This is a genomic window from Hymenobacter plasmatis (assembly GCF_020711255.1).
Taxonomy (GTDB): Bacteria; Bacteroidota; Bacteroidia; order Cytophagales; family Hymenobacteraceae; genus Hymenobacter.
The window spans coordinates 36,179-62,873 of record NZ_JAJFAW010000005.1; the positions used below are offsets into that span (position 1 = coordinate 36,179).

The window sequence follows — 26,695 nt, forward strand, 5'->3', positions numbered from 1 at the left end:
GAGCAATTTTAAGCGAAAATTTTCGGCCCCGCCGAAGTAGCTTTGCCCTGCGTTCCTGCCCCTCATTTCGCTCCTCTATATATGGACCACAATAAACTGGCCCTGCCCGTTGGCACCACCCTCGACCGTTTTATCATGCGCAAGCAGGAGGACTTTCCCTACGCCACCGGGGAATTGTCGCAGCTGCTGCGCGATATCGCCTTGGCAGCCAAAATTGTAAACCGCGAAATCAACCGTTCGGGCCTCATCGACATTGCCGGCGCCTACGGCAACCGCAACGTGCAGGGCGAGGACCAGCAGAAGCTCGACGTGATTGCCAACATCCGCTTCATCCGGGCCTTGCGCAACGGCGGCGAAGTCTGCACCATCATCTCGGAGGAAGACGATGAAATGATTCAGACCGGCAACAACCAGGGCAAGTACGTGGTGGCCATCGACCCGCTTGACGGCTCCTCGAACATTGACGTGAACGTGAGCATCGGCACCATTTTCAGCATCTACCGCCGCGTGTCGCCCACCGGCCGCGAAGGCACCGCCGCCGACTGCCTGCAGCCCGGCACGCACCAGGTCGCCGCGGGCTACGTCATCTACGGCTCCAGCACCATGCTCGTGTACACCACCGGCAACGGCGTGAACGGCTTTACCTATGAGCACTCGCTGGGCGAATTCTTCCTTTCGCACCCCGACATACAGACGCCCAAAACCGGCGCCATCTACTCTATCAACGAGGGTAGCTCCGACTCGTTTTCGCCCGGGGTGGCCGCGTTTGTGAAGCATTGCAAGGAGCGCAGCTTTTCGGCCCGCTACATTGGCTCGCTCGTGGCCGACTTCCACCGCAACCTGCTCAAGGGCGGTATTTATATTTACCCCGCCACTTCCAAAGGGCCCCAAGGCAAGCTGCGCCTCATGTACGAGTGCAACCCGTTGGCCTTCATCGTGGAGCAGGCCGGCGGCAAAAGCTCCAACGGGTACCAGCGCACCATGGAAATTGAGCCAAAAACGCCGCACGAGCGTTGCCCCGTTTTCATCGGCAGCAAAGAGCTGGTAGAAGAAGCCGAAGCATTCCTGGCGAAAGAGAAGCAGCCCAAAAGCGTGCCTACCAAATAGCTTAAACAAATAATAAAAAAGCCCGCTCCTGATTCAGGAGCGGGCTTTTTTGTGGGAATCAATTACTGATTACTCGGCCTTTTTGCGGCTTTTCTTGGCGGGAGCAGCTTCCGGGTTGCCCTCGGCACTGGCATTCTCGTCGGCTGCGGCAATTACGCCGCCGGTGCTCAGGGGCTCGTCGGCCGTGGGCTCGCTGTCAGCCTTGGACGCCTTGCCTTTGGCTTTGGGAGCAGCTTCGGCGCTATCGGTGGCTTCGGCAGGGGCCGTGGCTTCCTGGTAGGGGACGTACTTGCTCACAATGCCAAACCAGCTGGCCAGCTTCTTGATGTCGGACAGGTACACGCGGTCGCGGTCGTAGTCGGGGATTACGCTGGCCATGAAATCGGTCAGTTCGCCTTCGCTCGACTTGGATGTAACCGGCGCCGTAGCGCCGTGCTTTTGGTAGATGCGGTCAAACGCTTCCGTGAGCGGCACGGTCTGGTCGGGGTCCTGGGTGTAAATGGAGATTTCCGACAGCAGCGACACTTTGTTGCGAGCCGGCGCCAGGGTGCGAGTGGCTTTCTCATCGAGGCTTTCAACCAGCACGCCGTGGCGCGCGGCGCGCACTAAGCGGTACAGACCGGGCATGCCGCTGATGGCGGCCAACTCTTGCAATTCGTAAGGCATCTTGGGGAGTGTAAGAATGGAAAATGAGGAATAAGGAGTGAAAATTGGGCTGGTTAGGGCCCGTCTTCCTTCCTCATTCCTCATTCAAAATTAGGGATTATTGTCCGTCCGTCGCGTTCGAGGCCGTCTGCCCGAGCTTGAACACAATGGGGAGGCTGGCCCGGATGGGCAGTTCAGGCTTCTTGAATTTGAGCAGGCGCACCACGCGCAGCGCTTCCTCGCCGGTGCCGCCGCCCAGCTGTTTCACAATGCGCATGTCTTGCATGGTGCCATCGGCGTTGAGCTGAAAGCTGATGATGCACTGGCCCTGAATGCGGTTGCGCTTGGCGATGGGTGGGTATTTCAGCTCCTTGGCAATGAAGGCATACATGGCCTCCTGGCCGCCTTCGTAGTACTCCGCCACGGGAATGACCTTGCCCACCGAGCCAATGCCGGTGCCTTGTTCGGCGTGGGCCTTGGCCCCGGGCTGGGTGTTGGGGGCGGTTTGGGCCATGGCCGGTGCGGCAGCGGCCAGCAGCAGGCCCATAGCCAGTTGCGAAATGGATGGTTTTCTAATCATGATATATAAAAAGCGGAGAGTAGATAGGGGAGCAGCAGCCCAATGCAGGCCGGGCCGCTAATGGCAATTTCGGGGCCAATTTACTCTTGGGCAGCAGCATTGGCATCCCACTGCTTGTTCACTTCTTCAATAAAATCCAGCACTTCGTCGCGCCCCAGCCCGGTTTCGGCCGAAGTCTGGAAGTAGCGTGGCAGCTCGTCCCAGATTTCGCTCATTTTTTGCAGGTAGGACGTAACCAGGGCCTTGGTTTGGGCAGTGGACTGCTTATCCGTCTTGGTAAATATCATTACGAACGGAATGCCTTCTTCGCCGAGCTTTTCCATGAATTCAAGGTCGGCGGCCTGCGGCGGGTGGCGCGAATCGATGAGCACGCACACGCACATCAGATTGGCCCGGTTGCGCAAATAGAAGTTAATCATGCGGGCCCACTCGGCGCGCGAGGTTTTGCTCACTTTAGCATAACCGTAGCCCGGCAAATCGACCAGGAACCATTCATCATTAATTACAAAATGGTTTATCAATTGCGTCTTGCCCGGTGAGGACGAGGTTTTGGCCAGGCCGTTGCGGCCCGTCAGCATATTAATAAGGGAGGACTTGCCAACGTTGGAACGGCCAATAAAGGCGTATTCGGGCATCGTAGGCTCGGGGCAGAGGTCGGCCCGGGAGTTACTGGTTAAAAAACGAGCATCGCGAATAATCATCGAATGGCTGGTAATAGCGAAAATGTAAGGAGTTGCAAAATTACATCCGAAACCCAGCGGCGGTCTGAGAAATAAAAATGTGCAAATCAATGGCTATTTCATTGGTGCTTCTATATTTGCGCGTCATGCCTGCCAATCCAGTGGGCCGCTGCCGTCGCACTCGCCCGTCGTAGAATGGCCCTAATGCCGCCAAAAACCGCTTTTTGCAAGCAAAAAACCTATCTTTGCTCGTCATGGGCCTGCCCTTGACCATATAAATAGGCACGCGGTTGGCGCTACTGTACGGTTACCTTAGCCGTAAACAGGTATTAAAGCCTAACCCTGCAGCCTTTTTTGAGTATAAGGCCAAAAAAACTACGCGGCCCAACGCTTCGCGTTTCTACTTACCAACCCTTCAGAAATTTCTTTTTTTCAAACCTCTCCTCCAATGGACAACTTATCCAGAAGGTTACTGCAAGCGTCGTGCGCCGTTGCCCTCACCGCCACTATCGCCTCACCGGCCCAGGCGCAAAGCACACGGAAGGACCTCAAGACCGGCAACAAGTTCTTCGAGCAGGAAAACTACCGCGCTGCCCTCCCTTACTACGAAAAGGTGCTCGCCAAAGACCCAAACAATGCCAAAGCGTTGTTCAACGCGGGTATTTCCTATATGTCGTTCGACAAGGAGAAGGCCAGCGACTACATCTATAAGGCGCAGAAAATTAAGCCGAAGGTTTCGAAGGACGTGGAGTACTGGCTTGGCCGGGTAGACCACCTCAACTATAACTTTGATGAGGCCGTAGCTCACTTTCAGGCGTACAACGCTACCTTGAAAAAGAACGACCAGCGCAAAGAAGAGCTGGCTCAGCTGATTCAGCACAGCAAGAATGCTAAGGTGCAGTTCAACTCGCCGAAGGACATTTTCGTGAAGAACCTGGGCCCGACCATCAACACGCAATTCTCGGAGCACAGCCCGGTTATTTCGTCCGATGACAAGTTGCTCATCTACACCTCGCGTGGTGAGAACGTAACCGGTGCTACCGGCAAGCCCAGCGACAAGAAAAACAAGAGCATTGCCGCCGACGGTGAGTACTACGAAGACATCTTCGAAGCCACCCGCCTCGACGACGAGAACTGGAACAAGCCCCGCTCGCTGAGCGGCGTGCTCAACGGCAAAGGCCACGATGCCTCGACGCAGCTGTTCGACAACGACACCAAGCTGCTGATGTATCGCAACGATAACAACGGCGATATCTTCATCTCGGAGAAGAGCGGTGGCGACTGGACGGCTCCTAAGCCCTTGGGCAGCAACATTAACTCGAAGTCGTACGAAGGTGATGCTTACATTACTCCGGACGGACTGACGCTTTACTTCTCGACGGGCCGCTATTCGGAAGATGGCACCCTCGACCTGTACGTGTCGACCCGTGCTTCGATGACCGACGAATTTGGCCCGGCCAAATCGCTCGGTGGCGCCATCAACACCAAGTACGACGACGACAGCCCATACCTGAGCAAAGACGGCAAAACGCTGTATTTCTCGTCGCGCGGCCACAACACCATGGGCGGCTACGACATCTTCAAGTCGGAGTATAACCCCGATACCCGTCGTTGGGGCGAAGCTCAGAACCTGGGCTATCCCATCAACACGCCGGACGATGACTCGTACTACCGTTTGAGCCCCGATGGTTCGTATGCTTACCTGAGCTCCTACCGCATCGGTGGCTACGGTGAAAAAGACATCTACACCATCAACTACATCAAGAACGCCATCATCAAAGGCAAGGTGTTCTCGTCGAAGGACAGCACGACGGTGATTCCGGGTGTTGAGCTGGTGTTCACTGGTGCCCAGGCCGACAAAACGGCGTTGAGCTTCCGCGACGTAACCAAGCCCGATGGTGCTTACCAAGTAGCCGTGCTTTCGGGCCGTACCTACCAGGTAGCCGTAAGCAAAGACGGCAAAAACATCGAAACGCAGGAATTTGCCGTGCCGGTGTCGACGAATGACTCGACGACCATCACGAAGAACTTCTACGTGAACTACATCGACACCACCACCCTGGCGAACGGGATGTTCAAGAACATCTACTTCGACACCGACAAGTACAAGCTGCGTCCGGAGTCGATTACGGAGCTGAACAACACAGCTCAGAAGCTGATGGCTAATACGGGCATCAACATCTCGATTGAAGGCCACTGCGACTCGCGCAACACCGACGAGTACAACATGGTACTGGGCCAGAACCGCGCCGATGCCGCCAAGAACTACTTGAAAAAGCAGGGCATTGCTGAAAGCCGCATGACTACGGTAAGCTACGGCGAGCGTCGTCCGGCTGCACCGAACGATTCGCCCGAGAACATGCAGCTCAACCGTCGTGACGAGTTCCGTCCGGTGATGCAGGAAGGCGCTACCATGCCGACCACTGCCGCCCCGGCTGCTCCCGCCGCCACCGACACCACCGGTACTTCCGGCGCTAGCACTACCGGTACCACCGGCACCGCTGTGCCGCTGGCCCCCGGCAAGAGCAAGGTGAAGATGGCCGACGGCACCAAGGTGAAAACCAAAGTGGACGAGGACTCGGACAAAGTGAAAGTGAAAACCAAAAGCGACGCTGGCGACACCAAAACCAAAACCAAAAACGGTGAGTTGGATGGCAAAGCCAAAGACGCCAATGGCGAAAAAACCAAGATTAAGACCAAAAACGAGTAGTCGTTCAGGCCTTTAACTAGGGGAGCGGGCCGGGCAAATTGTCCGGCCCGCTTTTTTATGTGCTTACCCGAATAGCCCTGTCGCGCTTTTATGGCGGGGCCGCCTAACAAACCTGACCCGTTGGGCGTTGGGGAAGGACAATTTTCTCGCTTCCATACCGTTCTTTGCGCCCGCTCATGGCCGTAGTACCCTACAAAGACAATTCCGCCGATAAGAAATCGCAGGTTGCCCAGATGTTTAACTCCATCGCGGGCAAGTACGATTTTCTCAACCATTTCCTCAGTGCTGGCACCGATATTTATTGGCGGCGCAAAGCGGTGGACGAGTTGAAAGAACTGCGCCCGGCGCGCATTCTCGACATCGCAACCGGCACCGCCGATTTTGCCATTGAAACCCTGCGCACCGCCGCAACCGATGCGCACGTGACGGGCGTGGATATTTCGGAAGGCATGCTGGAAGTGGGCCGGCGCAAGCTGGCTGCCAAAGGCCTGGGCCACCGCATTCAGCTGGAGCTGGGCGACTCGGAGAACCTGCCCTTTCAGGACGGGGAATTCGACGCCGTGACCGCCTCTTTTGGCGTGCGCAACTTTGCGCACCTGGAGGCGGGCTTGGCCGAAATGCTGCGTGTGCTGCGCCCGGGCGGTAAGCTTGTGATTCTAGAATTCAGCAAGCCCACGGCGTTTCCGCTCAAGCAAGCGTATAATTTTTACTTCCGTCGGGTGTTGCCGGTTTTTGGCAAATTGATTTCCAAAGACCAATCGGCTTACACCTATTTGCCTGCTTCGGTGCAGGCATTTCCCGATGGCCCCGACTTTTTGGCTATTCTGGCCAAAGTCGGTTTTAAAGAACCTGCATGGCAACCACTCACCTTCGGCATCAGCTCCATTTACACGGCGCACAAGTAAAGCGCCTCGCGCTGCTGGGCCTTTTAGGCCTGCTGCTGCCCACCGCAGCAATGGCGCAGCGCAAGTCTAGCAACAAAGCCAACCGCGGCAAGGGCGGCACCGTGAAGTCCGTAACCGTGAAAAACCTGCCGGCTTACGACGACCGGTGGTTTCACCCGGGCATGTACATGGCGTTCACCGCTTCGCGGTTCGATATCGAGCATTCGGAGCGGTACATCAATCGGCAGGACATTACGGCCAACGCCATTATCAGCCCCAGCTTTGGCGTCGGTTTCATTGGCGATGCCCGCTTGGGCAATGCGCAATCGCCGTTTATTCTGCGGTTTGCCCCGGGCGTTAGCTTCCTGACCCGCAAAGTGGAATTCCGGCCCCGTGGCTATCCCAGCCCGGATTCTATTGTGACCCAGCAGGTCACAACTACCGTTATCCAATTCCCGGTGCTTTTGAAGTACCAGTCGGAGCGGCGGCGCAACACCCGCGTGTACATGATAGCCGGCCTCAGCCCCAGCCTGACGGCCAGCAACCGCCGCAGCGACCTCTTGCGCAACCAGCTCCAGATAGTGAAAAGCGACCTAACCTTGGAATATGGTTTTGGGCTGGACTTGTTTTACCCGCTGTTTAAGCTGGCGCCGGAGGTTCGCTTTTCGCATGGCCTGCGCAATTTGCTGGTGCCGCACAATGACACTTTCACCCGCAGCTTGCAGAGCTTGAGTACCAATTCGGTGACTCTTTACATTAATATTCAAAACTAATCGGGCTGTAATTATTGAGCTGATTGCAGTGGAGTATGAATTCATACTCCGCTGCAATCAGCTCAATTTCTGCGTTTGCCTATTATTCAGCTTTATGAAAACTGCATTTATTACTGGTGCTTCGTCGGGGATTGGTCGGGCCACGGCGGTAGCGCTGGCCGGGGCTGGTTTTCAGTTGGTGGTGGCGGGTCGGCGGCGTGAGCGGCTGGAGGAGCTAGCCGCCCAGGTGGCCCCAGTGCCGGTGCACATTCTGGAGTTTGACGTGCGCGACCGGGCCGCGGTGCAGGCGGCCGTGGCTACATTGCCAGCCGAATTGCAAGCGCCCGACGTGCTGGTGAACAACGCTGGGGGCGCCCATGGGCTGGCTCCCATCCAAACGGGCGACCCGGCCGACTGGGACCAGATGCTGGACGCCAACGTGCGCGGCTTGCTGAACGTGACCCACGCCCTGCTCCCTGGTATGACGGCCCGCCAGACCGGCTTCATTCTCAACGTTGGGTCGGTGGCCGGGCAGGAAGCGTATGCCAATGGCAACGTGTATTGCGCCAGCAAAGCGGCAGTGGGCATGCTCACCAAAACCATGCGGCTGGATTTGCTGCCGACCGGCGTGCGGGTGGCCGAGGTGAACCCAGGGGCGGTGGAAACCGAGTTCTCCCAGGTGCGCTTCAAAGGCGATGAGGCACGAGCGGCCAAGGTGTACGAAGGCTTTGAACCCCTGCGGCCCGAAGACATCGCCGACATTATTGTGTTTATGGTGACCCGGCCGCCACACGTGACCATTGCCGAAGTGCTGGTGCTAGCTGGTGCGCAAGGTGCCGCCACCACCATTGTGCGGAAGTAAACGCTTCGGCCTTGCCTAGTCAGCTTAAGCCTTGCGCTGGGCTTAGGCTGGCAAGCGCTTCCAAAACTGCCCGGTTCATTTCGTGCTTGCCGGCAAACGTGACCAGTTTGGGTGTGGCCCCAAGTTCCCGCAGTTGCTCTTGTTGCTGCTGCATCCGAGACAAAGTGATGTATTGGTCTTCCGTGCCTAATACGAGGGTTAAGGAGAGGCCATTGAGCAGGCGCTTGGCCGCGGCTGGCTCCAGGTCTTCGGGGAAACTGCCCGCCCAGAGGATGAGGCGGGCCGGGGCAAAATGCGCCCGCGTGAGCCAACGGCAGACGGTAGCCGTGCCCTGCGAAAAGCCCAACACGGTGACCTGAACATCGGCGGCGCATAGTGCCAGCACCTGGTCAGCTAGTTGATTCAGGAAGTTGACGTGGTCTTCTATCTCGTGCAGGCGGTCGTCGCGGGTCATCCAGCTGGCGCCCACGCGGCCGCCGTTGCCGGTGAGGTAAAAACGCGAGAGGCCTTCGGGCGCGATGACGACGGTGGCAGGGTCGGCTTCTGGTAGAAAAGCGAAGTGCCGGGAGAAGTACCCGGCAAGCTGTCCGTAGCCGTGGCACACAAACCACACGCGCTTGGTCGCTGCCGATAATTGGCCTAACTGATAATAGCGGGCCGTGCGCATGACGGCCAAGTGGTGTTCAGTCATGCTTGAGGCCGGATTCAGGTTGTTTTCAGGCACTATCCAACCCGACAACGCGCCGCGCGAATGGGTAGGCGCATATCCTTCAACTAGCTCGCCGGCAAGTCGTCGGCCGAGAAGTTGAAGGGCATGATGGCAGCCAGGGAGTCGAAGCGAAGAATGGTGCCCGCGCGGCTGGGCAGCAGCAGGGGGATAAGCTGGCCCTGGCGAGCTTCGTATTCGAGCATGACCTGGCGGCAAGCTCCGCAGGGGAGGGCGGGGCCGAAATCGCCCCCGTTGGGGCGGGCAGCCACGGCCATGCCCACAATGGCTTCATGGTTGGGCTGGCTGGCGGCGAGGCCAAACAGGGCCGTGCGCTCGGCGCAGAGACCCGAGGGGAAGGCGGCGTTCTCTTGGTTGGTGCCCCGGAAGATGGTGCCGTCGGCCAAGAGCAGGGCGGCGCCCACGTGAAAGCTGGAGTAGGGGGCGTAGGCGTGCGCGGTGGCATCGCGGGCGGCTTGCCACGTAGCATGCTCGGCGGCGGTGAGGTCGTTGGCGGAGTCCAGCTCTTCGTAGGAAATCAGTTGCTGGCGAGGAATGCGGGCCATGAGGTGGGAATAAGGGGCGGCGAAGATAAGGCAGTTCACCGCGATTTTTAAGCACCTGCGGAAAGTTCGCTCAATGGGGACATGGTTGAGCTTAGCATTTGGTTTCCAAGTGCGGCGCCTACGACTACTTTTGCCGCATGACTACCCGCTTGCTATTGCTTGGCGCCGGCCGTTCGGCTTCGTCCCTTATTCAGTACTTGCTGCGCCATGCGCCCACCGAAAACTGGTTTTTGACCGTAGCCGATGCCAACCCGGCGCACCTCGCGCCGGTGCTGGCGGCACACTCCGAATACGCGCGGGCGGTTCCGTTTGCCTTAGAGGATGAAGCGCTGCTCGATGAACTAGTGGAGCAGGCCGATGTGGTGATTTCTATGCTGCCGGCGATGCTGCATGCGGTGGTGGCCCGAGCCTGCGTGCGGCACGGGCGGCACCTGGCCACGGCCAGCTACGTGAGCCCGGAAATCCGGGCGCTGCACGAGGAGGCCGTAGCCGCGGGAGTGACGCTGCTCATGGAATGCGGCCTCGACCCCGGCCTGGACCACATGTCGGCTATGCGGGCCATCGAGCATATCCGGGCGCGCGGCGGGCGGCTCACTTCCTTCAAATCGTATTGCGGGGGGCTGCTAGCCCCGGCGGCGGAAGGCGACAATCCTTGGAAATATAAGTTTACCTGGAACCCGCGCAACGTGGTATTGGCGGGCCAAAGCACGGCCAAATACCTGGAAAATGGCCTTCTGCGCTTTATTCCTTACCAGCAATTATTTGCCCGCACCGAAACGCTGGCGGTGCCTGGCTACGGCGAATTTGAGGGCTATGCCAACCGGGACTCGTTGAGCTACCGCACGCCATATGGTCTCGATGATATCCCGACCATTCTGCGGGGTACGCTGCGCCGGCCGGGATACTGCGCCGCCTGGCACGCGCTGGTGCGGCTGGGTCTCACCGATGATACCGTGAACCTGGACAACTCCGAAGCCATGACCTGGGCTGAACTGGTGGAAGCCTACTTGCCCGTTTCGCTCGTTCCCGACCTGGACTTGTCGGTGCGCGTGGCCAATTACCTGGGCCTGGACCCCACCGGCGAGGAAATGGGGCGCCTGAACTGGCTGGGGTTGTTTTCGGACCGGCCTGTGGGCCACGCCAACGGCACGCCAGCCCAACTGCTAGAGCGCCTGCTCAGCGAAAAATGGCAGCTCCAGCCCCACGACCACGACCTGATTGTGATGCAGCACCTGTTCGGGTTTGAGTTGAATGGAGCTGTCCGCAGCCTGACCTCATCCCTGGCCGTGCTGGGCGATGATGCCACCCACACGGCCATGGCCAAAACCGTGGGCCTGCCTTTGGGCATGGCCGTGCGCCGCCTGGTGCGCGGTGAGATAACGCAGCGCGGCGTGCTGCTGCCGGTAGGAGCCGAGCTGTACGAGCCGATACTCGATGAGCTGGCTGCGGATTATGGCATTGTATTCACCGAGGAGGAGAATTGAGCTAAACGCCGCACGCCACGGCGGTCACTCACAGAGCCAGGTAAAATCCTGTAAGCAATGCCCGGAACTCACTCGAATACCCGGGCGTGGCACCGGCGTGAATCACCAGTTCCTTTTCAGCACAAGCTGCTGCGCCGCGTTCGAATCTGGTGATGTGCCGCGTCACACGTGCCCCGGGGCGGTGCCGAATTGATAATCGTGTCGCTGCCGATAAGCCCACGGCTTGAGCAGCCTGCTCGAACCAAGCCATTTCCGGCGGCGGGAGCAATACCGTGAGTGAACCGCTTGGCAGCAGGAATTGGGCAGCAAATTGAGCCAACTCTTCAAACGAAAGCGAGGCGGCGCTCACGTGCCGGGCGTTATTGCGCGCCAAGTCAGCTGAAGGCAGGGACTCCCGAAAAAACGGGGGGTTGCAGATAATGTGGCTAAATGATGCGGGTTGTGTGGCTGCATAATCAGCCAGGCCCACGGCGTGTACCCGCATGCGGTGGGCCCAGGGGCTCGCGGCCACATTGGCCGCGGCCTGAGCGGCGGCCGCGCTGTCTATCTCCACCGCTTCGATTTCCACGCTGGGGTGGCGCTGAGCGGCCATTAGCGCGAGCAGGCCGGTACCGGTGCCAATATCGAGCAGGTGCGTGGCGCTGGTGAGGTCGGTGGCGGCGCCCAGCAGGCAGGCATCTGTGCTCACCTTCATGGCGCAGGCGCTTTGCTCGATGCGGAACTGCTTAAAATCGAAGTAGTCGTTGGGCATGAGGCGCGGCTACAGCAGCGGCGTTTGGCTCAGGGCCTCGTAGCCTTCGTCAATCAGCAGGCCCTTGCCGAGGGCGCTTTGCACGGCCAGCACGTCGCAGCGCTCGTTTTCGGGGTGGCCGGCGTGGCCCTTTATCCAGTGGAAGCTCACTTTGCGCTGCCGGTAGATTTTTAGAAAGCGGCGCCACAGGTCCTCGTTGGCCTTTTTGCCAAAGTCGGGCTTCTTTTCCCAGCCAAACACCCACTTTTTCTCCACGGCATCCACCACGTACTTCGAGTCGGAAACAACGCGAATGGGCAGGTCGGGCCGCGTCACGGCTTCGAGCCCGACAATGACGGCGAGCAGTTCCATGCGGTTGTTGGTGGTATAGCGGAAGCCTTGGGTGAGCTCCTTTTCGTGAGGGCCGTAGCGCAGTATGGTCCCGTACCCGCCGGGGCCGGGATTGCCGCGGGCCGAGCCGTCGGTGAATAAATGAATCATGTACTTAGAGAATGAAGGAATCGGGTGAGGACCCGGCTATGGGAGCATCGGCCCTCACCCCGGCACTTCAAGCCGGAAATTCTTTGGCAAAAAACTGCACCAGGGCCTCAAAAGCGGCATCGGGCACAGCGGGGAAGTTGGCAATGCGCACGGTCGTGTTCTTCAGCGGGCCGTAGCCGCTACCCAGGTTCAGACCCGCCTCCTGGGCCTTGCGCTTGATTTCTTCGATGATGCTCGCCTCGCCTTTCAGGCCGATGACGGTGGTGGAGCGGGTTTCGGGGTTGGTAATGAGCGGTTGCAGGGGGGTGGCCTGCTCGAAGAAGTCGTAAAGCTTCTGGGCGCGGTCGGCCAGGTGCTGGTGCACGGTTTTGATGGGCTCACGCTCGGCCATTACACGGCTCAATAAATAGATGTCGAGCACGTTGGGCGTGAAGTTGGTTTGGAAGTTGAGCATCTGGGACAGCATGGCGGGCAGTCCGTTGTAATGTGCCCGGTCGTTGACCAGGCGGGCCTGGGCCACAGCGCGCGGCGAGAGCACGAGCAAGCCCAGGCCCGCGGGCAGCCCAAAGCACTTCTGCACGGAGGCAAACCAGGCGTCGGCCTTGATGTACTTGAGGTTGAGTCCGCCGAGGCTGCTGGTGGCGTCTACGGCCAGCAGGGCGCCGCCGAGGCGGTTGTAGAGGTTCAGGATAAAGCCCTCACGGAGCTGGGTAGCGGTGCTGGTTTCGTTTTGGGTGATGCACACCAGGTCGGTTTCCTCGCTGTTGAAGGGCAGGGCCGCGATGTCGGGCACTTCGTCGAGGCCAAAGGATACGCCCGTGCTGGCGGGCCGCAGGGCCTTGGCGTACTTCAGCCATTTCTCGCCGAAGTCGCCGTTGTAGAGGTGAAAGCTGCGGCGCGGCGTGAGGCTTTGGGCCAGAATTTCCCAGCACTCGGTGGCCGAGCTGGTGAACAGGACGGTGTAGTCCTGCGGGATGTTGAGCTTGGATTTGAGGTCGGCAACGGTCTGGCGCACCAGGCTGGTGACTTTCTCGCTGCGGTGCGGGGCCGAGAGCCAGCCCTCGTCGTAGGCATCGGTGAGGTACTGGCGAACGGCAGGATATACGGCCGAAGGCCCGGGGTTGAAAGTGAAGGTCTGAACCACGAATTGAACGGATTTTCAGATGGAAGGAAGGTTGGGGGAGGGCTCTGGGTTCCCGGCCGGCAGCACCGGCGCAGGTGCCAGCGATGGGTGGGGCCGGGAAGAAGCTGCTACCCGCAACGTGGATGGAAGGTCAAAAAATATCCACCCGCACAAAGTTCGCCCCCAAATACTCGCCAACCGAATGCGCACACGGGGAAATTCAGCTCAATTGAAAAACCCGGGCTCTGGGGTTAGGAGACCCGAAAACCGACCTTTTTGGGCTGCTGGTTTACGAACCACTGCACGGCCAGCCGGTAGCTTTCCAGCCCAAAGCCGCTGATGCTGCCCGCGCAGTTTTTGCCCAGCAGGCTTTTTTGCCTGAATTCCTCGCGGGCGTGAAGGTTGCTTAAGTGAACCTCCACCACGGGGGCGGCAATGGCAGCTACGGCATCGGCCAGGGCCACGCTGGTGTGGGTGTAGCCGCCGGCATTCAGCACGATGCCGTGGTGGGTGAACCCAATTTCGTGGAGCTTGTCGAGCAGCTCGCCTTCGTGGTTGGACTGGAAGTGCGTGAGCGTGGCCTGGGGGAAAGCCGTTTCTAGCTCCGGGAAAAAGTCATCGAACGAGCGGGTGCCATAAATGCCGGGTTCGCGGCGGCCCAGCAGGTTCAGGTTGGGGCCGTTGAGAATGAGAATGTCCATCAATTCAGTTAACAATTATCAATTAACATTTAACACGCTGGCACTGGGGCTGCCCAGCGGGGCGCGCCATAGTCGTGGTTAGCGGCGTTCTTTGGGACCGCAAGCTACGTCGTCGGCTTTCGTGCGCTCGCAATGCCCGCCAGCGTGATAAATGTTAAATGGTAATTGTTAACTGACATGACCTGGCCCGTTGCCATCAACCAATTTCAGGGCTACCTCCGGCTCGAAAAGTCTCTATCGCCCAATTCGGTGGAGGCGTATGTGCGGGATGTCACCAAGCTCCAGCAGTTTCTGGTGATGCAGCAACTGCACATGGGCCCCATCCAGGTGAGTACGCCGGTGCTGCATGAATTCCTGGCCACGCTGCAGGGCCTGGGCCTGAGCGCCACCTCGCAGGCCCGCACGCTTTCGGGCCTGAAGGCTTTTTTCAACTTCCTCATCATGGAAGACCTGCTGAAGCTGGACCCCACCGATACCCTGGAAGCACCCAAAACCGGCCGCCACCTCCCGGATACCCTCAGCTACCCCGAAATTGAAGAGCTGCTGGCCGCCATCGACCTGAGCACTGACGAAGGGCTGCGGGCCCGGGCGCTGCTGGAAGTTATGTATTCCTCCGGCTTGCGCGTGAGCGAATTGTGCGACCTGCGGCTGTCGAACATGTACGCCGAGCAGGGCTTCGTGAAGGTGGTAGGCAAGGGCAACAAAGAGCGGCTGGTACCCATCGGCCGCGAGGCCCTGAAGCACCTGAACTTCTACCTCAGCGGCGTGCGCGGGCACCTCGATATTAAAAGTGGCGCCGAGGACGTGGTTTTTCTGAGCCAGCGCGGCCGGCCGCTGTCGCGCATCACCGTGTTTACCACGCTCAAAAAACTGGCCGAGCAGGCGGGGCTGCGCAAGACCATCAGCCCGCACACCCTGCGGCATTCTTTCGCCACGCACCTCATCGAGGGTGGCGCCGACCTGCGCGCCGTGCAGGAAATGCTCGGTCACGCCAGCATTACCACCACCGAAATCTACACCCACCTCGACCGGGACTATCTACGCCAGGTTATTACCGAGTTTCACCCGCGGAGCTAGGAAAGGGGAGGGGTGAGGCAGTTGGTGCTGTGGGCACCGCTACAAAGTCGGACGAGGTGCTTGGGCGAGGCATATAGTAAGAAAGCCATACGGCAAGATGCGCAAGATGCGGCCGTGCAATGCGTTCTGGTGGCGTTCGGGCCCGCAGCCATTCCAATTTCAGGATGGTTAAATTGGCTCATCCGTTAATAGAAGGTGAGTTTGGCCTTCTGCTGGTCGTTTACTAGCCTGCATTATGTAAATTTGGCCTTTATGCTTCCGTCGAATGGCAGATAATCGTTACAAGAACCCTTCCTCCGGCTCCTCTGCCAACCGCCCCGCCGACCCCCGGCAGCCCCGGCGCAACGAGCCCCGCCCTGCTACTCCTGCCTCTGAGCCCGCCCCCGTGCGCCCGGAGCCGCGCCCGGCAGCCACCAACGTACCCAAAGCCGCTCGCGCAGCGGCTCCACCAAAGCCCCCCAAGCCGCCGCGCGCGCCTCGCGGGCCCTTGCCGGGCCTGAGCAACGCACTGGCCTTGCTGCGCGACCGCCGCTTTCACCTGTTTATCGGGTTTGGGCTACTGCTCGGGAGCTTATACCTCACCATTGCCTTCACGTCGTTCCTCTTCACCGGCCACGCCGACCAGAGCGTGGTGGCGAGCCTGAGCACCACGCCGCTCAAAGAAGCCGGGCAGGAGTCGGGCAACTGGCTGGGCTTGCTGGGCGCCTGGGCCGCGCAGCTGTTTATCTACAAGCTGTTTGGGGTGGCGGCGTTTGCGCTGGTGCCCATGGTATTTTTTTTGGGCTATAAGATTGTCTTCCGCTCGGCGGTGGGCTCGGTGAGCTACGTGCTGGCCCTCGGGCTGTTCACCATGGCTTGGCTGAGCATTCTGCTGGGTTATGTGGTGGTTACGCTGGCCACACCTGGCGCCGACCCGGTGCTTGCCCATCGGCTCGATTTCCTGTGCGGCGGCGTGGGTTTTGAGGCCGCTTCCTGGCTCGACAGCCTCATTGGCTGGGGCACGGTGCTGCTGCTGGCGTTCGCCCTGATTTCGTTTGTGGTCTTTTTCTTCAACGTCACCAGCATTAACCTGGGTAGCTTCCGCCGCCTCGGGGCCGAAGACGATGCCGAGGAAGACGCGGAGCTGGAAGCCGAGTTGGCTGCCGAGCAAGCCGCGGCTGCCGCTCCAGTGGCCGTAGTTGCTCCGGCCGTAAAAGCCAGACCGGCAGTACAGGAATCGGCAGCCAACTCAACTGCTACTGTAGCTGCTGGCGGTGCTCAGGCAAAACCGGCCTTGGCGCTCGATGCTGATGAACCTGAAGAAGCGCCGGCAGCGGTAGAATTTGAGCCGGCGCCCCGCCTGGGCGCTGGCGTAGCTCTGAGCGTGGCCAGCGCTGCTGTCGCTCCGGCCGCTGTAACGGTTGCTGCTGCGGCAGTGCCGCTGGCGGTCAGCGGCCCCGCTTTCTCCATCGAAATGCCTACGCCGGAAGTGGCTTCTAGCGTGCCGGCTTCCACCGTCCCCACGCCGCTATCGCTGGCCGATTTGGCGGATAACGACACGCCGCTGGCCAAACCGGAAAAGCGCGAACTGCCCGACCTCACCCTCACCACGCCTGGCCGCGACGACCTGGACCCGAACGCGGGCGCCGACATCGCTGCCGTGGCCGACGAGGACGAGGACGCCGACGCCATGCCGAACGTGAACTACGACCCCACGCTGGACCTGCCCCGCTTCCAATTCCCGACCCTCGAGCTGCTCAACGACTACGGCCAAGCCAAGGCCCAGGTCACCAAGGAAGAACTGGAGGCCAACAAGGACCGCATTGTCGAGACCCTGGGCCACTACGGCATCAGCATTGCCAGCATCAAGGCCACCATCGGCCCCACCGTTACGCTATATGAAATCGTGCCCGAAGCCGGCGTGCGCATCTCCAAAATCAAGGCCCTGGAAGACGACATCGCCCTGAGCCTGGCCGCCTTGGGCATCCGTATCATCGCGCCCATTCCGGGCAAAGGCACCATCGGTATCGAGGTGCCGAACACGAAAAAGGAGATGGTGAGCATCCGCTCGGTGCTGGGCTCGGAGAAGTTCGCCCGCTCGGAAATGGACCTGCCCATTGCCTTCGGCCGCACCATCACCAACGAAGTATTTGTGGCCGACTTGGCCAAAATGCCCCACTTGCTCATGGCCGGTGCCACAGGCCAGGGCAAGTCGGTGGGCCTGAACGTGATTCTGGCTTCGCTGCTCTACAAGCGCCACCCCGCTCAGCTCAAATTTGTGCTCGTCGACCCCAAAAAGGTGGAATTGAGCATCTTCAACAAGATTGAGCGCCACTACCTGGCCAAGCTGCCGGATACCGACGAGGCCATCATCACCGATACCAAGAAGGTGGTGAACACGCTCAACTCGCTGTGCATGGAGATGGACCGGCGCTACGACCTGCTGAAGGAAGCCGGCTGCCGCAACCTGAAGGAATACAACCACAAGTTCATCGAGCGCCGGCTCAACCCCAAGAAAGGCCACCGCTTCCTGCCCTTTATCGTGCTGGTAATCGACGAATTAGCCGACTTGATGATGACGGCCGGCAAAGAGGTCGAAACCCCCATTGCCCGCCTCGCGCAGCTGGCCCGCGCCATCGGTATTCACCTCATCGTGGCCACCCAGCGCCCCAGCGTGAACGTAATCACCGGCATCATCAAGGCCAACTTCCCGTGCCGCATTTCCTTTAAGGTGACCAGCAAGATTGACTCGCGCACCATCCTGGACACCGGCGGCGCCGACCAGCTCATCGGCCAGGGCGACATGCTGTTCTCGGCCGGCTCGGACCTGATTCGCGTGCAGTGCGCCTTCATCGACACGCCCGAAGTGGACCGCGTCTGCGACTTCATTGGCGAGCAGCAGGGGTATTCTGATGCCTACATGCTGCCCGAAGTGGCCGGGGCCGACGGCGACGCCGGCAGTGGCAACGAAGACATGGACCCCACCGAGCGCGACTCCATGTTTGAGGACGCGGCCCGCTGCATTGTGCTGCACCAGCAGGGCAGCACCAGCCTGCTCCAGCGCAAGCTCAAGTTGGGCTACAACCGTGCCGGCCGCCTCATCGACCAGCTCCAGCACGCTGGCATCGTGGGACCGTTTGAGGGCAGCAAGGCCCGCGACGTGCTCATTCCCGATGAGTACCAACTCGAGCAACTGCTCAATAGTATGAGCAAATAATAGCCGCTGAGAACCTTGCCCAATTACGGCGGAGGTAATTTTAGCTAATTATTTTGCCTTCCTCGGCGTCGACGTAGCATTTTGGCCGGTCGTTTGTTAAACGAAATCTGTATCAGGCCATCGGAGCGTATTTCAGACGCTTCAGTTCTTACCCCTTCAAATGAAAAAAACGTTCTCCTTCCTGCTGCTCGCGGCCACGCTGGCACTGCCCGCCTCCGCCCAGCAGGACCCCAAAGCCGGCAAAATCCTTGACCAAATGAGTGCCAAATACCAGGCGCTGAATGCTTTTCAAGCCACTTTCACCCAAACCCTGGAAAACCCCAGCGCCAAGGTGAAGCAGAACATCAACGGTGACATCATCGTGAGCGGTAAGAAGTTTCGCTTGAAAATCAGTGGTCAGGAAGTCATCAACAACGGCACTACCACCTGGACTTACCTGAAGAACGAAAACGAGGTTAACATCTCTGATTCAGACCCGGATTCGCAGGAAATGTCGCCCTCGCAGATTTATACCATGTACAAAAAGGGGTATAAATACACCTATGTGCAGCAAGTGCAAGAAGGCGGCGAAGCCCTAGATGTAATTGAGCTATCGCCGGAAAATCGGCAAAACGACGTGTTCAAAGTGCGCCTGAAAGTGCGCAAGAAAGACGCTTCGGTGAAGAGCTGGCAGATGTTCAAAAAGAACGGCAACCAGTATACCTTCACTATCAAGAAGTTTCAGCCCAACCCACCCGTTGATGCCAATACCTTCGCCTTCGATAAGGCCAAGTACAAGGGCGTGAAGGTGGTGGATTTGCGGTAATGATTTAGTTATTCGTTATCAGTTGCTAGGCTGGTAATATTTGGCGGCCCGTTTCTTTGGAGACGGGCCGTTTTTTATGGAACGTGGCCTCACAAATTTGCGGACAACTGATAACGAGCAACTGACTACTAATTTTGCCCAATGCGCGAAGATTTTCTCCATTACATCTGGCAGCACCAGTACTTCGATAAAGTCGATTTACGCACCGCCGATGGCGAAGAAATCCAGGTATTACGCCCGGGCCACCGCAACGCCGATGCGGGCCCGGACTTCCTAAATGCCCGCCTGCGCCTAGGCGAAGTGGAGTGGAATGGCGCCGTGGAAATCCACCTCCGCGCCTCCGATTGGGCCCGGCACAGCCATCAGACTGACCCGAAGTACGACCAGGTAATCCTGCACGTAGTGGGCAGCCACGACGTCGACGTCGCCCGCACCAACGGTAGTCTCATTCCTACCCTGGCCCTGCAGCCGCGCCTGATGCCTGAGCTGCTGGCCCGCTACCAAGCCTTGGTGGAGGCACCGGCTGCTGCTCCTTTGCCCTGCGCCCCGCTCTTGCCCCTGGTCCCCGAAATCACGAAAACGATGATGACCGAGCGTGCCCTGCTTGAGCGGGTAGAACGCAAGGCCGACACCATCATGGACCTCCATAAGCACCTGGGCCAGGACTGGGAGGCCACGGCCTATCATGCGCTAATGGCGGCTTTTGGCTTTCAGAAAAACAGCGAGCCCCTGTCCCGGCTAGCTAAAGCGCTGCCGCTGGCGGTGCTCCGTCGGCATCGGCACGACCAGCGCCAACTGGAAGCCTTGCTTTTTGGACAGGCCGGATTTTTGGTTGAAAATGAGGAAACTGTTTCGGATGAGTACATCCAGGACTTGAGGCGCGAGTACGAGTTTCTGAGCCATAAATACGGCCTACTACCCACGGCACTGCACGTGCACGAGTGGAACTACCTGCGCCTGCGGCCGGCGAATTTCCCGCCCGTGCGCCTGGGCCAGCTGGTGGCCATGCTGCACGCGCGGCCGGCGCTGTTCGATGCCCTGCTGACGGCGCAAAGCGTGCCGGCGCTGACCGAGTTTTTCCAGGCTCCGGTGCCGGCATATTGGCGCACGCACTTCCGGCCCGGCCGGCCGGGTAAGGTGCCGGCCCTGGGCAAAAGCAGCACCGACCTGTTAATTACTAACGTGGTGGTGCCGCTGCGCGTGGCCTACGCCCGGCACGTAGGCCAACCCGCCTTGGTCGAAAGCAGCGTGGCCCTGCTAAGCGAGTTACCCGCAGAGCACAACCAATACACCGACGTGTACGACCTGCTCGGTTTCACCCACCGCTCCGCCGCCGATTCGCAGGGGCTTCTGGCTTTGCACAAGAGCTATTGCGCGCCGCGCCGCTGCCTGCACTGCGCCATCGGCAACCGCCTGGTGCAGCAACCCCGGGTAGTTCGATGAGGCTGCTGCTTGCTATTCTGTTGAATGCCGGACTGCTGGTGGTGCTGGTGCCGTGGCTGCGGCGGCAGTGGCACTGGGCTGGTACTGGCTGGTGGCGCACCGTGCTCGTGGTTGGCCTTGGGCTGCGGGTGCTGGTGGGCGTGGCCCGCAACTGGACTCCGAAGCTCGATGCTGAGTTTATGAGCGGCATAAGCCAGCAGGTCACCGCCCAGCTCTGGGCCAGCCCAAGCACGGCCGTCCAGACACTGACCAAGGCAATAACGATAATGCATATTGATACGCCGGGTGGGGGTTACGATGCGGTGTATCAGAATACCTCCAACACCTGGTTTCTCATAAAACTCCTGGCATTGCTCAACCTGGGCTCGCTGGGTGCCGGTTGGCTCAACGGATTATACTTAAGCGTATTCGCCTTTGTGGGGTGCTGGAAGTTGGTTCGGGCGCTGGCTGATGTACTCCCACGCACGCCGGCTGCGGCTGGAGTAGTTGGCTTTTTGCTGTGGCCATCGGTCTGGTTTTGGGCCACGGGCATCAGCAAAGAAGCGGTGCTTTTGGGCAGCGGGGCGTGGCTTACGGCCCGGGTGTTGAAGTGGCTTTATAGCCAGAAACTGGAATGGCGGGCGTCGGCCCAACAGCAAATTTTGTGGTGGCTGGGCACGACTTTGCTGGCGCTGCTGCATTTTCAGATGCGGTACTTTTTTGCGCTGCCGCTGCTGGGGGTGATGGGCGGCGTGGCCCTGGGGCATTGGCTGCAGCGCTTTGGTTTCGCCCGTTACAGGTGGGCGCAGGTGGCGGTTTTGGCGGCCGTATTGGGCGCCGGGGTTTGGCTTGCGCCCCAATTCAGCATTGCTTTTAGCATTAATAAATTTACGTATCAGGTAATTCGGGTATATTCCTTCGAGGTAACCCACTCAGTGGGCCGGCCCCATTTCGAATATCCGGACCTTCGTCCTACCATAGAAAGCATCGCGGCGCACGCGCCGCTGGCCGCGGTCAATACCGTTACCCGGCCCTGGCTTGGGGAAGCCTGGCAGCCCTTATACATCGCAGCAGCCCTCGAAAATGTGGCCCTACTGGTGTTGCTGGGCATGGCTGCCGTGGCCACGGCCCGGGGCCGCGCGGGGCACATGCCGTTTGAACTGGGGCTGGGATTAGTCATTTTCTGTGTGGTGCTGGCCATGCTGATGGGACTAACCACGCCCAACTTTGGCTCCCTGAACCGGTACCGCAGCGAGCTGCTGCCGTTTTTACTGCTGCTGCTCCTGCAGAACTATTATGCGGCAGCGCTGCTCCGTCGTGTAGGGTTGGGCAGTGGCACCCGGGCCAGCGGGATGCCGGCTAAATCGTCGGCACGGCCGGTGGCGTAACTTTGCGGTTCGTTCTGCTGCGGCCGGGGCCTTTTTCTCCGGGGCTTAGAACGCCCAATTGATAACGTATTCATGGAAAATCCCGTCATTATTCTTGGTGCCCAAACGGTTGGCACGGCTGCCCTCGATGCTTTCCTATCCAACGACGTGGTGGTGTACTGCCTGCTCGACGACGACAAAACGCTGCAAGGCACGGAGCTGCTCGACGTGCCGGTAATGGGCAACACCGACGACGGTGAACTGCTGAAGCTGTTGGGCAAGAAATGCGAAGTCTTTGTAGCCACCGACGACACCGCCAGCCGCCGCAGCCTCACCAATATGCTGCGCACCGAATACGAGGCCGTGCCCGTGAATGCCATCCACCAGCGCGCCAGCGTCGCCACCCACGCCACGCTGGGCCACGGCAACTACGTGGGACCAAACGCCGTGGTAGCCGCCACCGCGACCCTCGGCGATGGCTGCCTGGTGGGTGCCAATGCCGTAGTGGAAGCCCGCGCCACCGTCGGCAGCTTTGCCCAACTTGGCAGCGGGGCCTTGATTGGCGCCGATGCGCAGGTCGGTGAGCTGGCCTTCATCGGGGCCGGCGCTGTGGTGGTAGCCGGTGTGAAAATTGGTGAAAAAGCCCGCGTAGGCGCCGGCTCGGTCGTGGTGGCCGACGTGGCGAACGGGCAAACCGTTTTTGGCAACCCTGCTGTGAAAGTGTAAATTTTAATGAGGAATGAAGAATGAGGAATGAAGAATTGATAATGCATTGCGCATGTTCAGCCCTTTAATTCCTCATTCTTCATTCCTAATTCTTCATTGAGACATGTCGTTTCAAGTTCTTCTTTATTACTGCTATACGCCACTCGACAATCCGGAGCAGTTCCGGGAGGAGCATCATCGCATGTGCCTGGAATTGGATTTGCGCGGGCGCATCATCGTGGCCGCCGAGGGCTTGAACGGAACCGTGTCGGGCACGGTGGAAAGCTGTGCGCGCTACATGACAGCCGTAAAAGCTGACCCGCGCTTTGCGGCGCTGGAGTTTAAAATTGACGAAGTGCTGGCGCACACGTTTCAGAAGCTGCACGTGCGCGTGAAGCCCGAAATTGTGCACAGCAGCCTGCGCCACGTGCGGCCGCATGAAAAAACCGGCCAACACCTTTCGCCCGAAGAGTTTAAGGCCCTAAAAGACCGCGACGATGTGGTGGTGGTGGACGTGCGCTCCGACTACGAGTACAATCTGGGCCGCTTCAAAAACGCCGTTACCCTGGACATGGAAAACTTCCGCGACTTCCCCGAGCGGGTGGAGCGGCTCAAGGAATTCAAGGACAAAAAGATTCTCACGTACTGCACCGGCGGGGTGAAGTGCGAAAAAGCCAGTGCGTTTCTGTTGGAGCAGGGGTTTGAAAACGTATACCAGCTGCACGGCGGCATCATCAAGTATGGTATCGAAGCCGGCGGCGAGGATTTCGACGGCCAATGCTATGTGTTTGACAACCGCGTGGCCGTGGACGTAAACCGGGTGAACCCCACCGTGATTTCGCGCTGCCAGCACTGCCAGCAGCCCAGCAACCGCCTGGTGAACTGCGCCAACCCGCACTGCAACGCCCACCTGCCGCTGTGCGAAGCCTGCGGCGAGCAGCTGCAGGGCGCGTGCTCGGAGGCCTGCGCCGCCCACCCCGACAAGCGCCCTTACGATGGCACCGGCGCATATCCCAAACTCAGCAACCACTACAACCCCGCCCAGGGCCTGGCCTCGTATAAGGCATAGTAAGTACCAAGTATAGCTGAACATTCAGCTCAATTACTAGCCTTTCCCCCGTACTCCACACCGAGCGCTCTGCTCTTTCACCATGATAAAATCTTCCGAGCTCATCCTGAATCCCGACGGCAGCATCTACCACCTCAACCTGCTGCCCGACCACATTTCCGATACCATCCTCACCGTGGGCGACCCCGGCCGGGTGGCCCAGGTGAGCCGGCATTTCGATTCCATTGAGTTTGAAACCACGCACCGCGAGTTTGTGACCCACGTGGGCTACTACCGAGGCAAGCGCATCACGGTGCTAAGCACGGGCATGGGCACCGACAATATCGACATCGTGATGAACGAACTGGACGCGCTGGTGAACATCGACTTTATGTCGCGCACCGTGCGCCCGGTGGAGGAGCGCATGAGCCTACGCATCATCCGGCTGGGCACCAGCGGCAGCCTGCAGGCCGATGTGCCCATTGGGGCGATGCTGGCCACCGAGCACGCTGTTGGACTCGACAGCCTGATGCAATTCTATCCCCTGATGGAAACGGGCATCGAAACCGAAATTGCCACGGAACTCCAGCAGTCGTTGGGCCTGGCCTTTGCGCCCTACGTGGTGCGGGGCTCCGATATCTTGCGCGAGCAAGTGGGCGCCGGCATGGTGATGGGCAATACGCTCACTTGCCCCGGTTTTTATGGCCCGCAGGGCCGCAGCCTGCGTCTCGATTTGCGCCAGCCCGACTACATCGCGCGGCTGCAGAATTTCCGTCACCAGAGCGCCGAAGGCGTGTTCCTGCTCAGCAACTTCGAAATGGAAACTGCGGGGTACTATTCCCTGGGCCGCCTGCTGGGCCACGAGGTGCTGTCGCTCAATGCCATTGTGGCCAACCGCGCCACCGGCGAGTTCGCCGAAAATGCCGGGGCCGTAGTGGATGCCATGATTGAGCGCACACTGCTGCGCCTCTAGCCCATCTTCGCAGAAGAATCAAAAAAGGCTTGCCACTTGGCAAGCCTTTTTTGATTTGGAAACGACCCCAAAATCTGTCGACTGTGCTTAGTAGAAGTCAAAGCCCAGCACGGCGCGCATGGGGAGCGAAGCGCCTGACTTCAGCGTGAGGTGGTCGGCATCGGCGGCCCAGATGGTGGTAGCTACGCGTTTGGTAGCGCCATCGGCGGTCTGGAAATAGATGTCGAGCTTGCCGTGGTAGGCGTTGCCCAGCGTGGCGGCGCGTTCGGCATCGGCCCGGCGGCGCTGGCGGGCCGCTTCGTCGGTCAGCACGTCCTCCGGGGCGAAGTGCATGGTAGTCAAATCCTCTTTTTCAACTATCTCGACAGAGTGAGCAGCGGGCGTGAACGACATGGTGATATGGCTTAGCGGTACAGCAGAAAGGTAGCAGGGAAATGCATAAATTCTTCCGGTTTGTAACGATAAATAAACCGCGTCAGTCTAAGTTTTTAATGAAAATGTTAAGGCAGTTGGGCCAGGAATTCCATGGTGTCAACCCGGTCGGCGTATTCGTCTACGCCGGGCGACTGGGCCTGGCCAAACGGCAGGCTTCCGGCAAAGCGTCCACCGGCCGAAACCACGCATTGGGTCTGGGCTGCGATGTCGGTGAGCTGGTCCACCAGGTCGATTTCGCTGCAATATTCGGCGTAGTGCGCTACCGAAATGGGCGAAACCAGCACCGGGCTGGGCCGGAGCAAAAAGAAGCCATTGTCGTAGTGATGCACGCGGTTGACTAGCAGAATGCTCTTATTGTAGTCATAGTTGTTGTTGTACTTGTGGTGGTTAATCACGCCTTCGCAGGGTTGCAGGGCATCCAGCAACGGAACAAAATCATAGTTCTCGGGTACGAACAGCTTGCTCACGTTGCGGCAGCCCAACCCGTAGTACTGAAAGATGTCGGGGCCCAGCAGGGCTAGCTCCGCGCCGGTTTCCTGGCCGGTGAGCACAGCTACGCTGGTGCGGTTGCGGCGAATGAGGTGGGGCTTCTTGCCGAAGTAAAATTCGAAGTAGCGCGCCGTGTTGTCGGAGCCGGTGGCGATAAAGGCATCGGCCGCGTTGAGGCGGGGCAGCACCTGGATAAAGTCGGCGAAGCGCGGCTCAATGCGGGTGAGTTCTTCTATCACCCAGGTCATGAGCACGGTATCGTCGGCACTGAGCTTGGCCAGGAGGATGTGGCCGCTGAGCAACACGCACAGCAGGTCGTGAAAGCCCACCATGGGGATGTTGCCGGCCATTACCACGCCCACTTGGTGCACGGTGGTGGGTTCGGGTGGGTAGCGGGCGGCCCAGTGCCGCAGGGGCTCTTCGGCCAGCATGTGGGCGATGCCGGCCACGGCGGCCGTCACACTGGGCTCGTCGAACCAGGCGTTTTGGTTGCGGGCCCGGGCAGCCAGCGTGAGGATTTCGTCGGAGGAAAGGGTGGCCAGGCGCTGGCCCAGGGCCACAAAAGCAGCTAAACGTTCGGAGTGATTCATAGGAAAGAAAGGAGCCGGGAAACCAAAGGCGGGGCCTCAGCAGGCAAATACCCGGCAAAATTGGGCAAAACCATGTAAACCCAGCCGCTGTTGGTTAATTTTGCAGCGCCAAAGAACGGCGCAGGCTCGGCGTTTTACGTAAAGCCCGCAGTTTCCGCTTTGGTTTCCCTTCACTACCTGACCCCCGACGCCCTATGGCCATCATGATAACCGACGAGTGCATCAACTGCGGTGCCTGCGAGCCGGAATGTCCCAACAATGCAATTTACGAAGGTGGTGCCCAATGGCGCTGGGCCGATGGCACCACTTTGAAAGAAGTAGCCACTGCCGATGGCACCGTAGTGAGCGGCACCGCTCCCCAGACGCCAGTTTCGGACGAGTACTACTACATCGTATCGGATAAATGCACCGAGTGCGTAGGTTTCCACGAGGAGCCGCAGTGCGCCGCCGTGTGCCCCGTCGATTGCTGCGTGGACGACCCCGACTACCGCGAAACCCGCGAGCGCCTGCTCGAAAAGAAAGACTGGCTGCACATTGCTGCTTAAGTCTAAAACAAG

26 protein-coding genes are annotated in these 26,695 nt (G+C 59.4%); 15 read left to right on the plus strand and 11 right to left on the minus strand.

Annotation, left to right across the window (positions count from 1 at the left end; translation table 11 throughout):
- The first annotated feature begins 81 nt into the window (after positions 1–81).
- Positions 82–1,107 carry a class 1 fructose-bisphosphatase gene (gene fbp / locus LJ738_RS04810; RefSeq protein ID WP_227785178.1) on the plus strand — a complete coding sequence of 342 codons (1,026 nt, stop codon included), beginning with the start codon at positions 82–84 and terminating at the stop codon, positions 1,105–1,107.
- 69 nt (positions 1,108–1,176) lie between these two features.
- Here the strand turns inward: fbp and LJ738_RS04815 are convergent, their stop codons facing one another.
- From LJ738_RS04815 to yihA, 3 genes are all read right to left on the minus strand, one after another.
- Positions 1,177–1,773 carry a DUF5606 family protein gene (locus tag LJ738_RS04815; RefSeq protein ID WP_227785179.1) on the minus strand — a complete coding sequence of 199 codons (597 nt, stop codon included), beginning with the start codon at positions 1,771–1,773 and terminating at the stop codon, positions 1,177–1,179.
- Positions 1,774–1,870: 97 nt separating this feature from the next.
- Positions 1,871–2,332 carry an energy transducer TonB gene (locus LJ738_RS04820; RefSeq protein ID WP_227785180.1) on the minus strand — a complete coding sequence of 154 codons (462 nt, stop codon included), beginning with the start codon at positions 2,330–2,332 and terminating at the stop codon, positions 1,871–1,873.
- Positions 2,333–2,412: 80 nt separating this feature from the next.
- On the minus strand, positions 2,413–3,033 hold the full coding sequence (yihA, locus tag LJ738_RS04825) for a ribosome biogenesis GTP-binding protein YihA/YsxC (RefSeq protein ID WP_227785181.1): 621 nt from the start codon (positions 3,031–3,033) through the stop codon (positions 2,413–2,415).
- 427 nt (positions 3,034–3,460) lie between these two features.
- Between yihA and LJ738_RS04830 the strand changes: the two genes are divergently transcribed.
- The 4 genes from LJ738_RS04830 (at position 3,461) to LJ738_RS04845 (ending at position 8,220) form a co-directional block, all read left to right on the plus strand.
- Positions 3,461–5,722, plus strand: coding sequence for an OmpA family protein (locus LJ738_RS04830; RefSeq protein WP_227785182.1), 2,262 nt, complete (start codon positions 3,461–3,463; stop codon positions 5,720–5,722).
- A 176-nt stretch (positions 5,723–5,898) separates the two neighbouring features.
- A complete protein-coding gene (gene ubiE, locus LJ738_RS04835) occupies positions 5,899–6,627 on the plus strand; it encodes a bifunctional demethylmenaquinone methyltransferase/2-methoxy-6-polyprenyl-1,4-benzoquinol methylase UbiE (RefSeq protein WP_227785183.1) in 729 nt (242 codons plus the stop codon).
- A complete protein-coding gene (gene porT / locus LJ738_RS04840; protein ID WP_227785184.1) occupies positions 6,576–7,379 on the plus strand; it encodes a type IX secretion/gliding motility protein PorT/SprT in 804 nt (267 codons plus the stop codon). Before ubiE ends, porT begins: the two co-directional genes overlap by 52 nt.
- A 94-nt stretch (positions 7,380–7,473) precedes the next feature.
- Positions 7,474–8,220 carry an SDR family NAD(P)-dependent oxidoreductase gene (locus LJ738_RS04845; protein WP_227785185.1) on the plus strand — a complete coding sequence of 249 codons (747 nt, stop codon included), beginning with the start codon at positions 7,474–7,476 and terminating at the stop codon, positions 8,218–8,220.
- A gap of 19 nt (positions 8,221–8,239) precedes the next feature.
- Here the strand turns inward: LJ738_RS04845 and LJ738_RS04850 are convergent, their stop codons facing one another.
- Both LJ738_RS04850 and LJ738_RS04855 read right to left on the minus strand, forming a co-directional pair.
- On the minus strand, positions 8,240–8,911 hold the full coding sequence (locus LJ738_RS04850) for an alpha/beta hydrolase (protein WP_227785186.1): 672 nt from the start codon (positions 8,909–8,911) through the stop codon (positions 8,240–8,242).
- A gap of 83 nt (positions 8,912–8,994) precedes the next feature.
- Positions 8,995–9,492, minus strand: coding sequence for a cytidine deaminase (locus LJ738_RS04855; RefSeq protein ID WP_227785187.1), 498 nt, complete (start codon positions 9,490–9,492; stop codon positions 8,995–8,997).
- 137 nt (positions 9,493–9,629) lie between these two features.
- Between LJ738_RS04855 and LJ738_RS04860 the strand changes: the two genes are divergently transcribed.
- Positions 9,630–10,976, plus strand: a complete 1,347-nt coding sequence (locus tag LJ738_RS04860) for a saccharopine dehydrogenase C-terminal domain-containing protein (protein ID WP_227785188.1) — start codon at positions 9,630–9,632, stop codon at positions 10,974–10,976.
- A 28-nt stretch (positions 10,977–11,004) separates the two neighbouring features.
- On the opposite strand, the gene LJ738_RS04865 is transcribed toward LJ738_RS04860, so the two are convergent.
- The 4 genes from LJ738_RS04865 to aroQ all read right to left on the minus strand — a co-directional run bounded on the left by LJ738_RS04865 (position 11,005) and on the right by aroQ (position 14,031).
- Positions 11,005–11,727 (minus strand): tRNA1(Val) (adenine(37)-N6)-methyltransferase, encoded by a 723-nt coding sequence (locus LJ738_RS04865; RefSeq protein ID WP_227785189.1) that lies wholly within the window; start codon positions 11,725–11,727, stop codon positions 11,005–11,007.
- A 9-nt stretch (positions 11,728–11,736) separates the two neighbouring features.
- Complete coding sequence (gene rnhA, locus LJ738_RS04870; protein ID WP_068194441.1) at positions 11,737–12,207, minus strand: ribonuclease HI; 471 nt, start codon at positions 12,205–12,207, stop codon at positions 11,737–11,739.
- A gap of 67 nt (positions 12,208–12,274) precedes the next feature.
- A complete protein-coding gene (locus tag LJ738_RS04875) occupies positions 12,275–13,351 on the minus strand; it encodes an aminotransferase class V-fold PLP-dependent enzyme (protein ID WP_227785190.1) in 1,077 nt (358 codons plus the stop codon).
- A gap of 230 nt (positions 13,352–13,581) precedes the next feature.
- The gene (gene aroQ / locus LJ738_RS04880) at positions 13,582–14,031 is read right to left on the minus strand and encodes a type II 3-dehydroquinate dehydratase (protein ID WP_227785191.1); all 450 of its coding nucleotides are present in this window, start codon (positions 14,029–14,031) and stop codon (positions 13,582–13,584) included.
- A gap of 177 nt (positions 14,032–14,208) precedes the next feature.
- On the opposite strand from aroQ, the gene xerD reads away from it, so the two are divergent.
- The 8 genes from xerD to LJ738_RS04920 all read left to right on the plus strand — a co-directional run bounded on the left by xerD (position 14,209) and on the right by LJ738_RS04920 (position 24,624).
- Complete coding sequence (xerD, locus tag LJ738_RS04885; protein WP_227785192.1) at positions 14,209–15,108, plus strand: site-specific tyrosine recombinase XerD; 900 nt, start codon at positions 14,209–14,211, stop codon at positions 15,106–15,108.
- Positions 15,109–15,373: 265 nt separating this feature from the next.
- Positions 15,374–18,304 (plus strand): FtsK/SpoIIIE family DNA translocase, encoded by a 2,931-nt coding sequence (locus tag LJ738_RS04890; protein ID WP_227785193.1) that lies wholly within the window; start codon positions 15,374–15,376, stop codon positions 18,302–18,304.
- A gap of 160 nt (positions 18,305–18,464) precedes the next feature.
- Positions 18,465–19,109, plus strand: a complete 645-nt coding sequence (lolA1, locus tag LJ738_RS04895; protein ID WP_227785194.1) for an outer membrane lipoprotein periplasmic chaperone LolA1 — start codon at positions 18,465–18,467, stop codon at positions 19,107–19,109.
- Positions 19,110–19,250: 141 nt separating this feature from the next.
- Entirely contained in the window at positions 19,251–20,552 is a 1,302-nt protein-coding gene (locus LJ738_RS04900) for a DUF2851 family protein (RefSeq protein WP_227785195.1), read from the plus strand.
- Positions 20,549–21,919: a hypothetical protein gene (locus LJ738_RS04905; RefSeq protein WP_227785196.1), complete on the plus strand. Its 1,371-nt coding sequence runs from the start codon at positions 20,549–20,551 to the stop codon at positions 21,917–21,919. Before LJ738_RS04900 ends, LJ738_RS04905 begins: the two co-directional genes overlap by 4 nt.
- Positions 21,920–21,991: 72 nt before the next feature.
- On the plus strand, positions 21,992–22,624 hold the full coding sequence (locus LJ738_RS04910) for a DapH/DapD/GlmU-related protein (protein WP_227785197.1): 633 nt from the start codon (positions 21,992–21,994) through the stop codon (positions 22,622–22,624).
- 103 nt (positions 22,625–22,727) lie between these two features.
- The gene (trhO, locus tag LJ738_RS04915; protein ID WP_227785198.1) at positions 22,728–23,672 is read left to right on the plus strand and encodes an oxygen-dependent tRNA uridine(34) hydroxylase TrhO; all 945 of its coding nucleotides are present in this window, start codon (positions 22,728–22,730) and stop codon (positions 23,670–23,672) included.
- An 82-nt stretch (positions 23,673–23,754) separates the two neighbouring features.
- A complete protein-coding gene (locus tag LJ738_RS04920; protein WP_227785199.1) occupies positions 23,755–24,624 on the plus strand; it encodes a nucleoside phosphorylase in 870 nt (289 codons plus the stop codon).
- Between the two features lie 87 nt (positions 24,625–24,711).
- Here LJ738_RS04920 and LJ738_RS04925 read toward each other — a convergent pair whose 3' ends face one another.
- Both LJ738_RS04925 and LJ738_RS04930 read right to left on the minus strand, forming a co-directional pair.
- Positions 24,712–25,017, minus strand: a complete 306-nt coding sequence (locus LJ738_RS04925) for a hypothetical protein (protein ID WP_227785200.1) — start codon at positions 25,015–25,017, stop codon at positions 24,712–24,714.
- A 107-nt stretch (positions 25,018–25,124) separates the two neighbouring features.
- On the minus strand, positions 25,125–26,138 hold the full coding sequence (locus LJ738_RS04930) for an aldehyde dehydrogenase family protein (RefSeq protein WP_227785201.1): 1,014 nt from the start codon (positions 26,136–26,138) through the stop codon (positions 25,125–25,127).
- Between the two features lie 194 nt (positions 26,139–26,332).
- Here LJ738_RS04930 and LJ738_RS04935 point away from each other — a divergent pair, with 194 nt between their 5' ends.
- Positions 26,333–26,683, plus strand: coding sequence for a 4Fe-4S dicluster domain-containing protein (locus LJ738_RS04935; protein WP_068194483.1), 351 nt, complete (start codon positions 26,333–26,335; stop codon positions 26,681–26,683).
- The last annotated feature ends 12 nt before the right edge of the window (positions 26,684–26,695 follow it).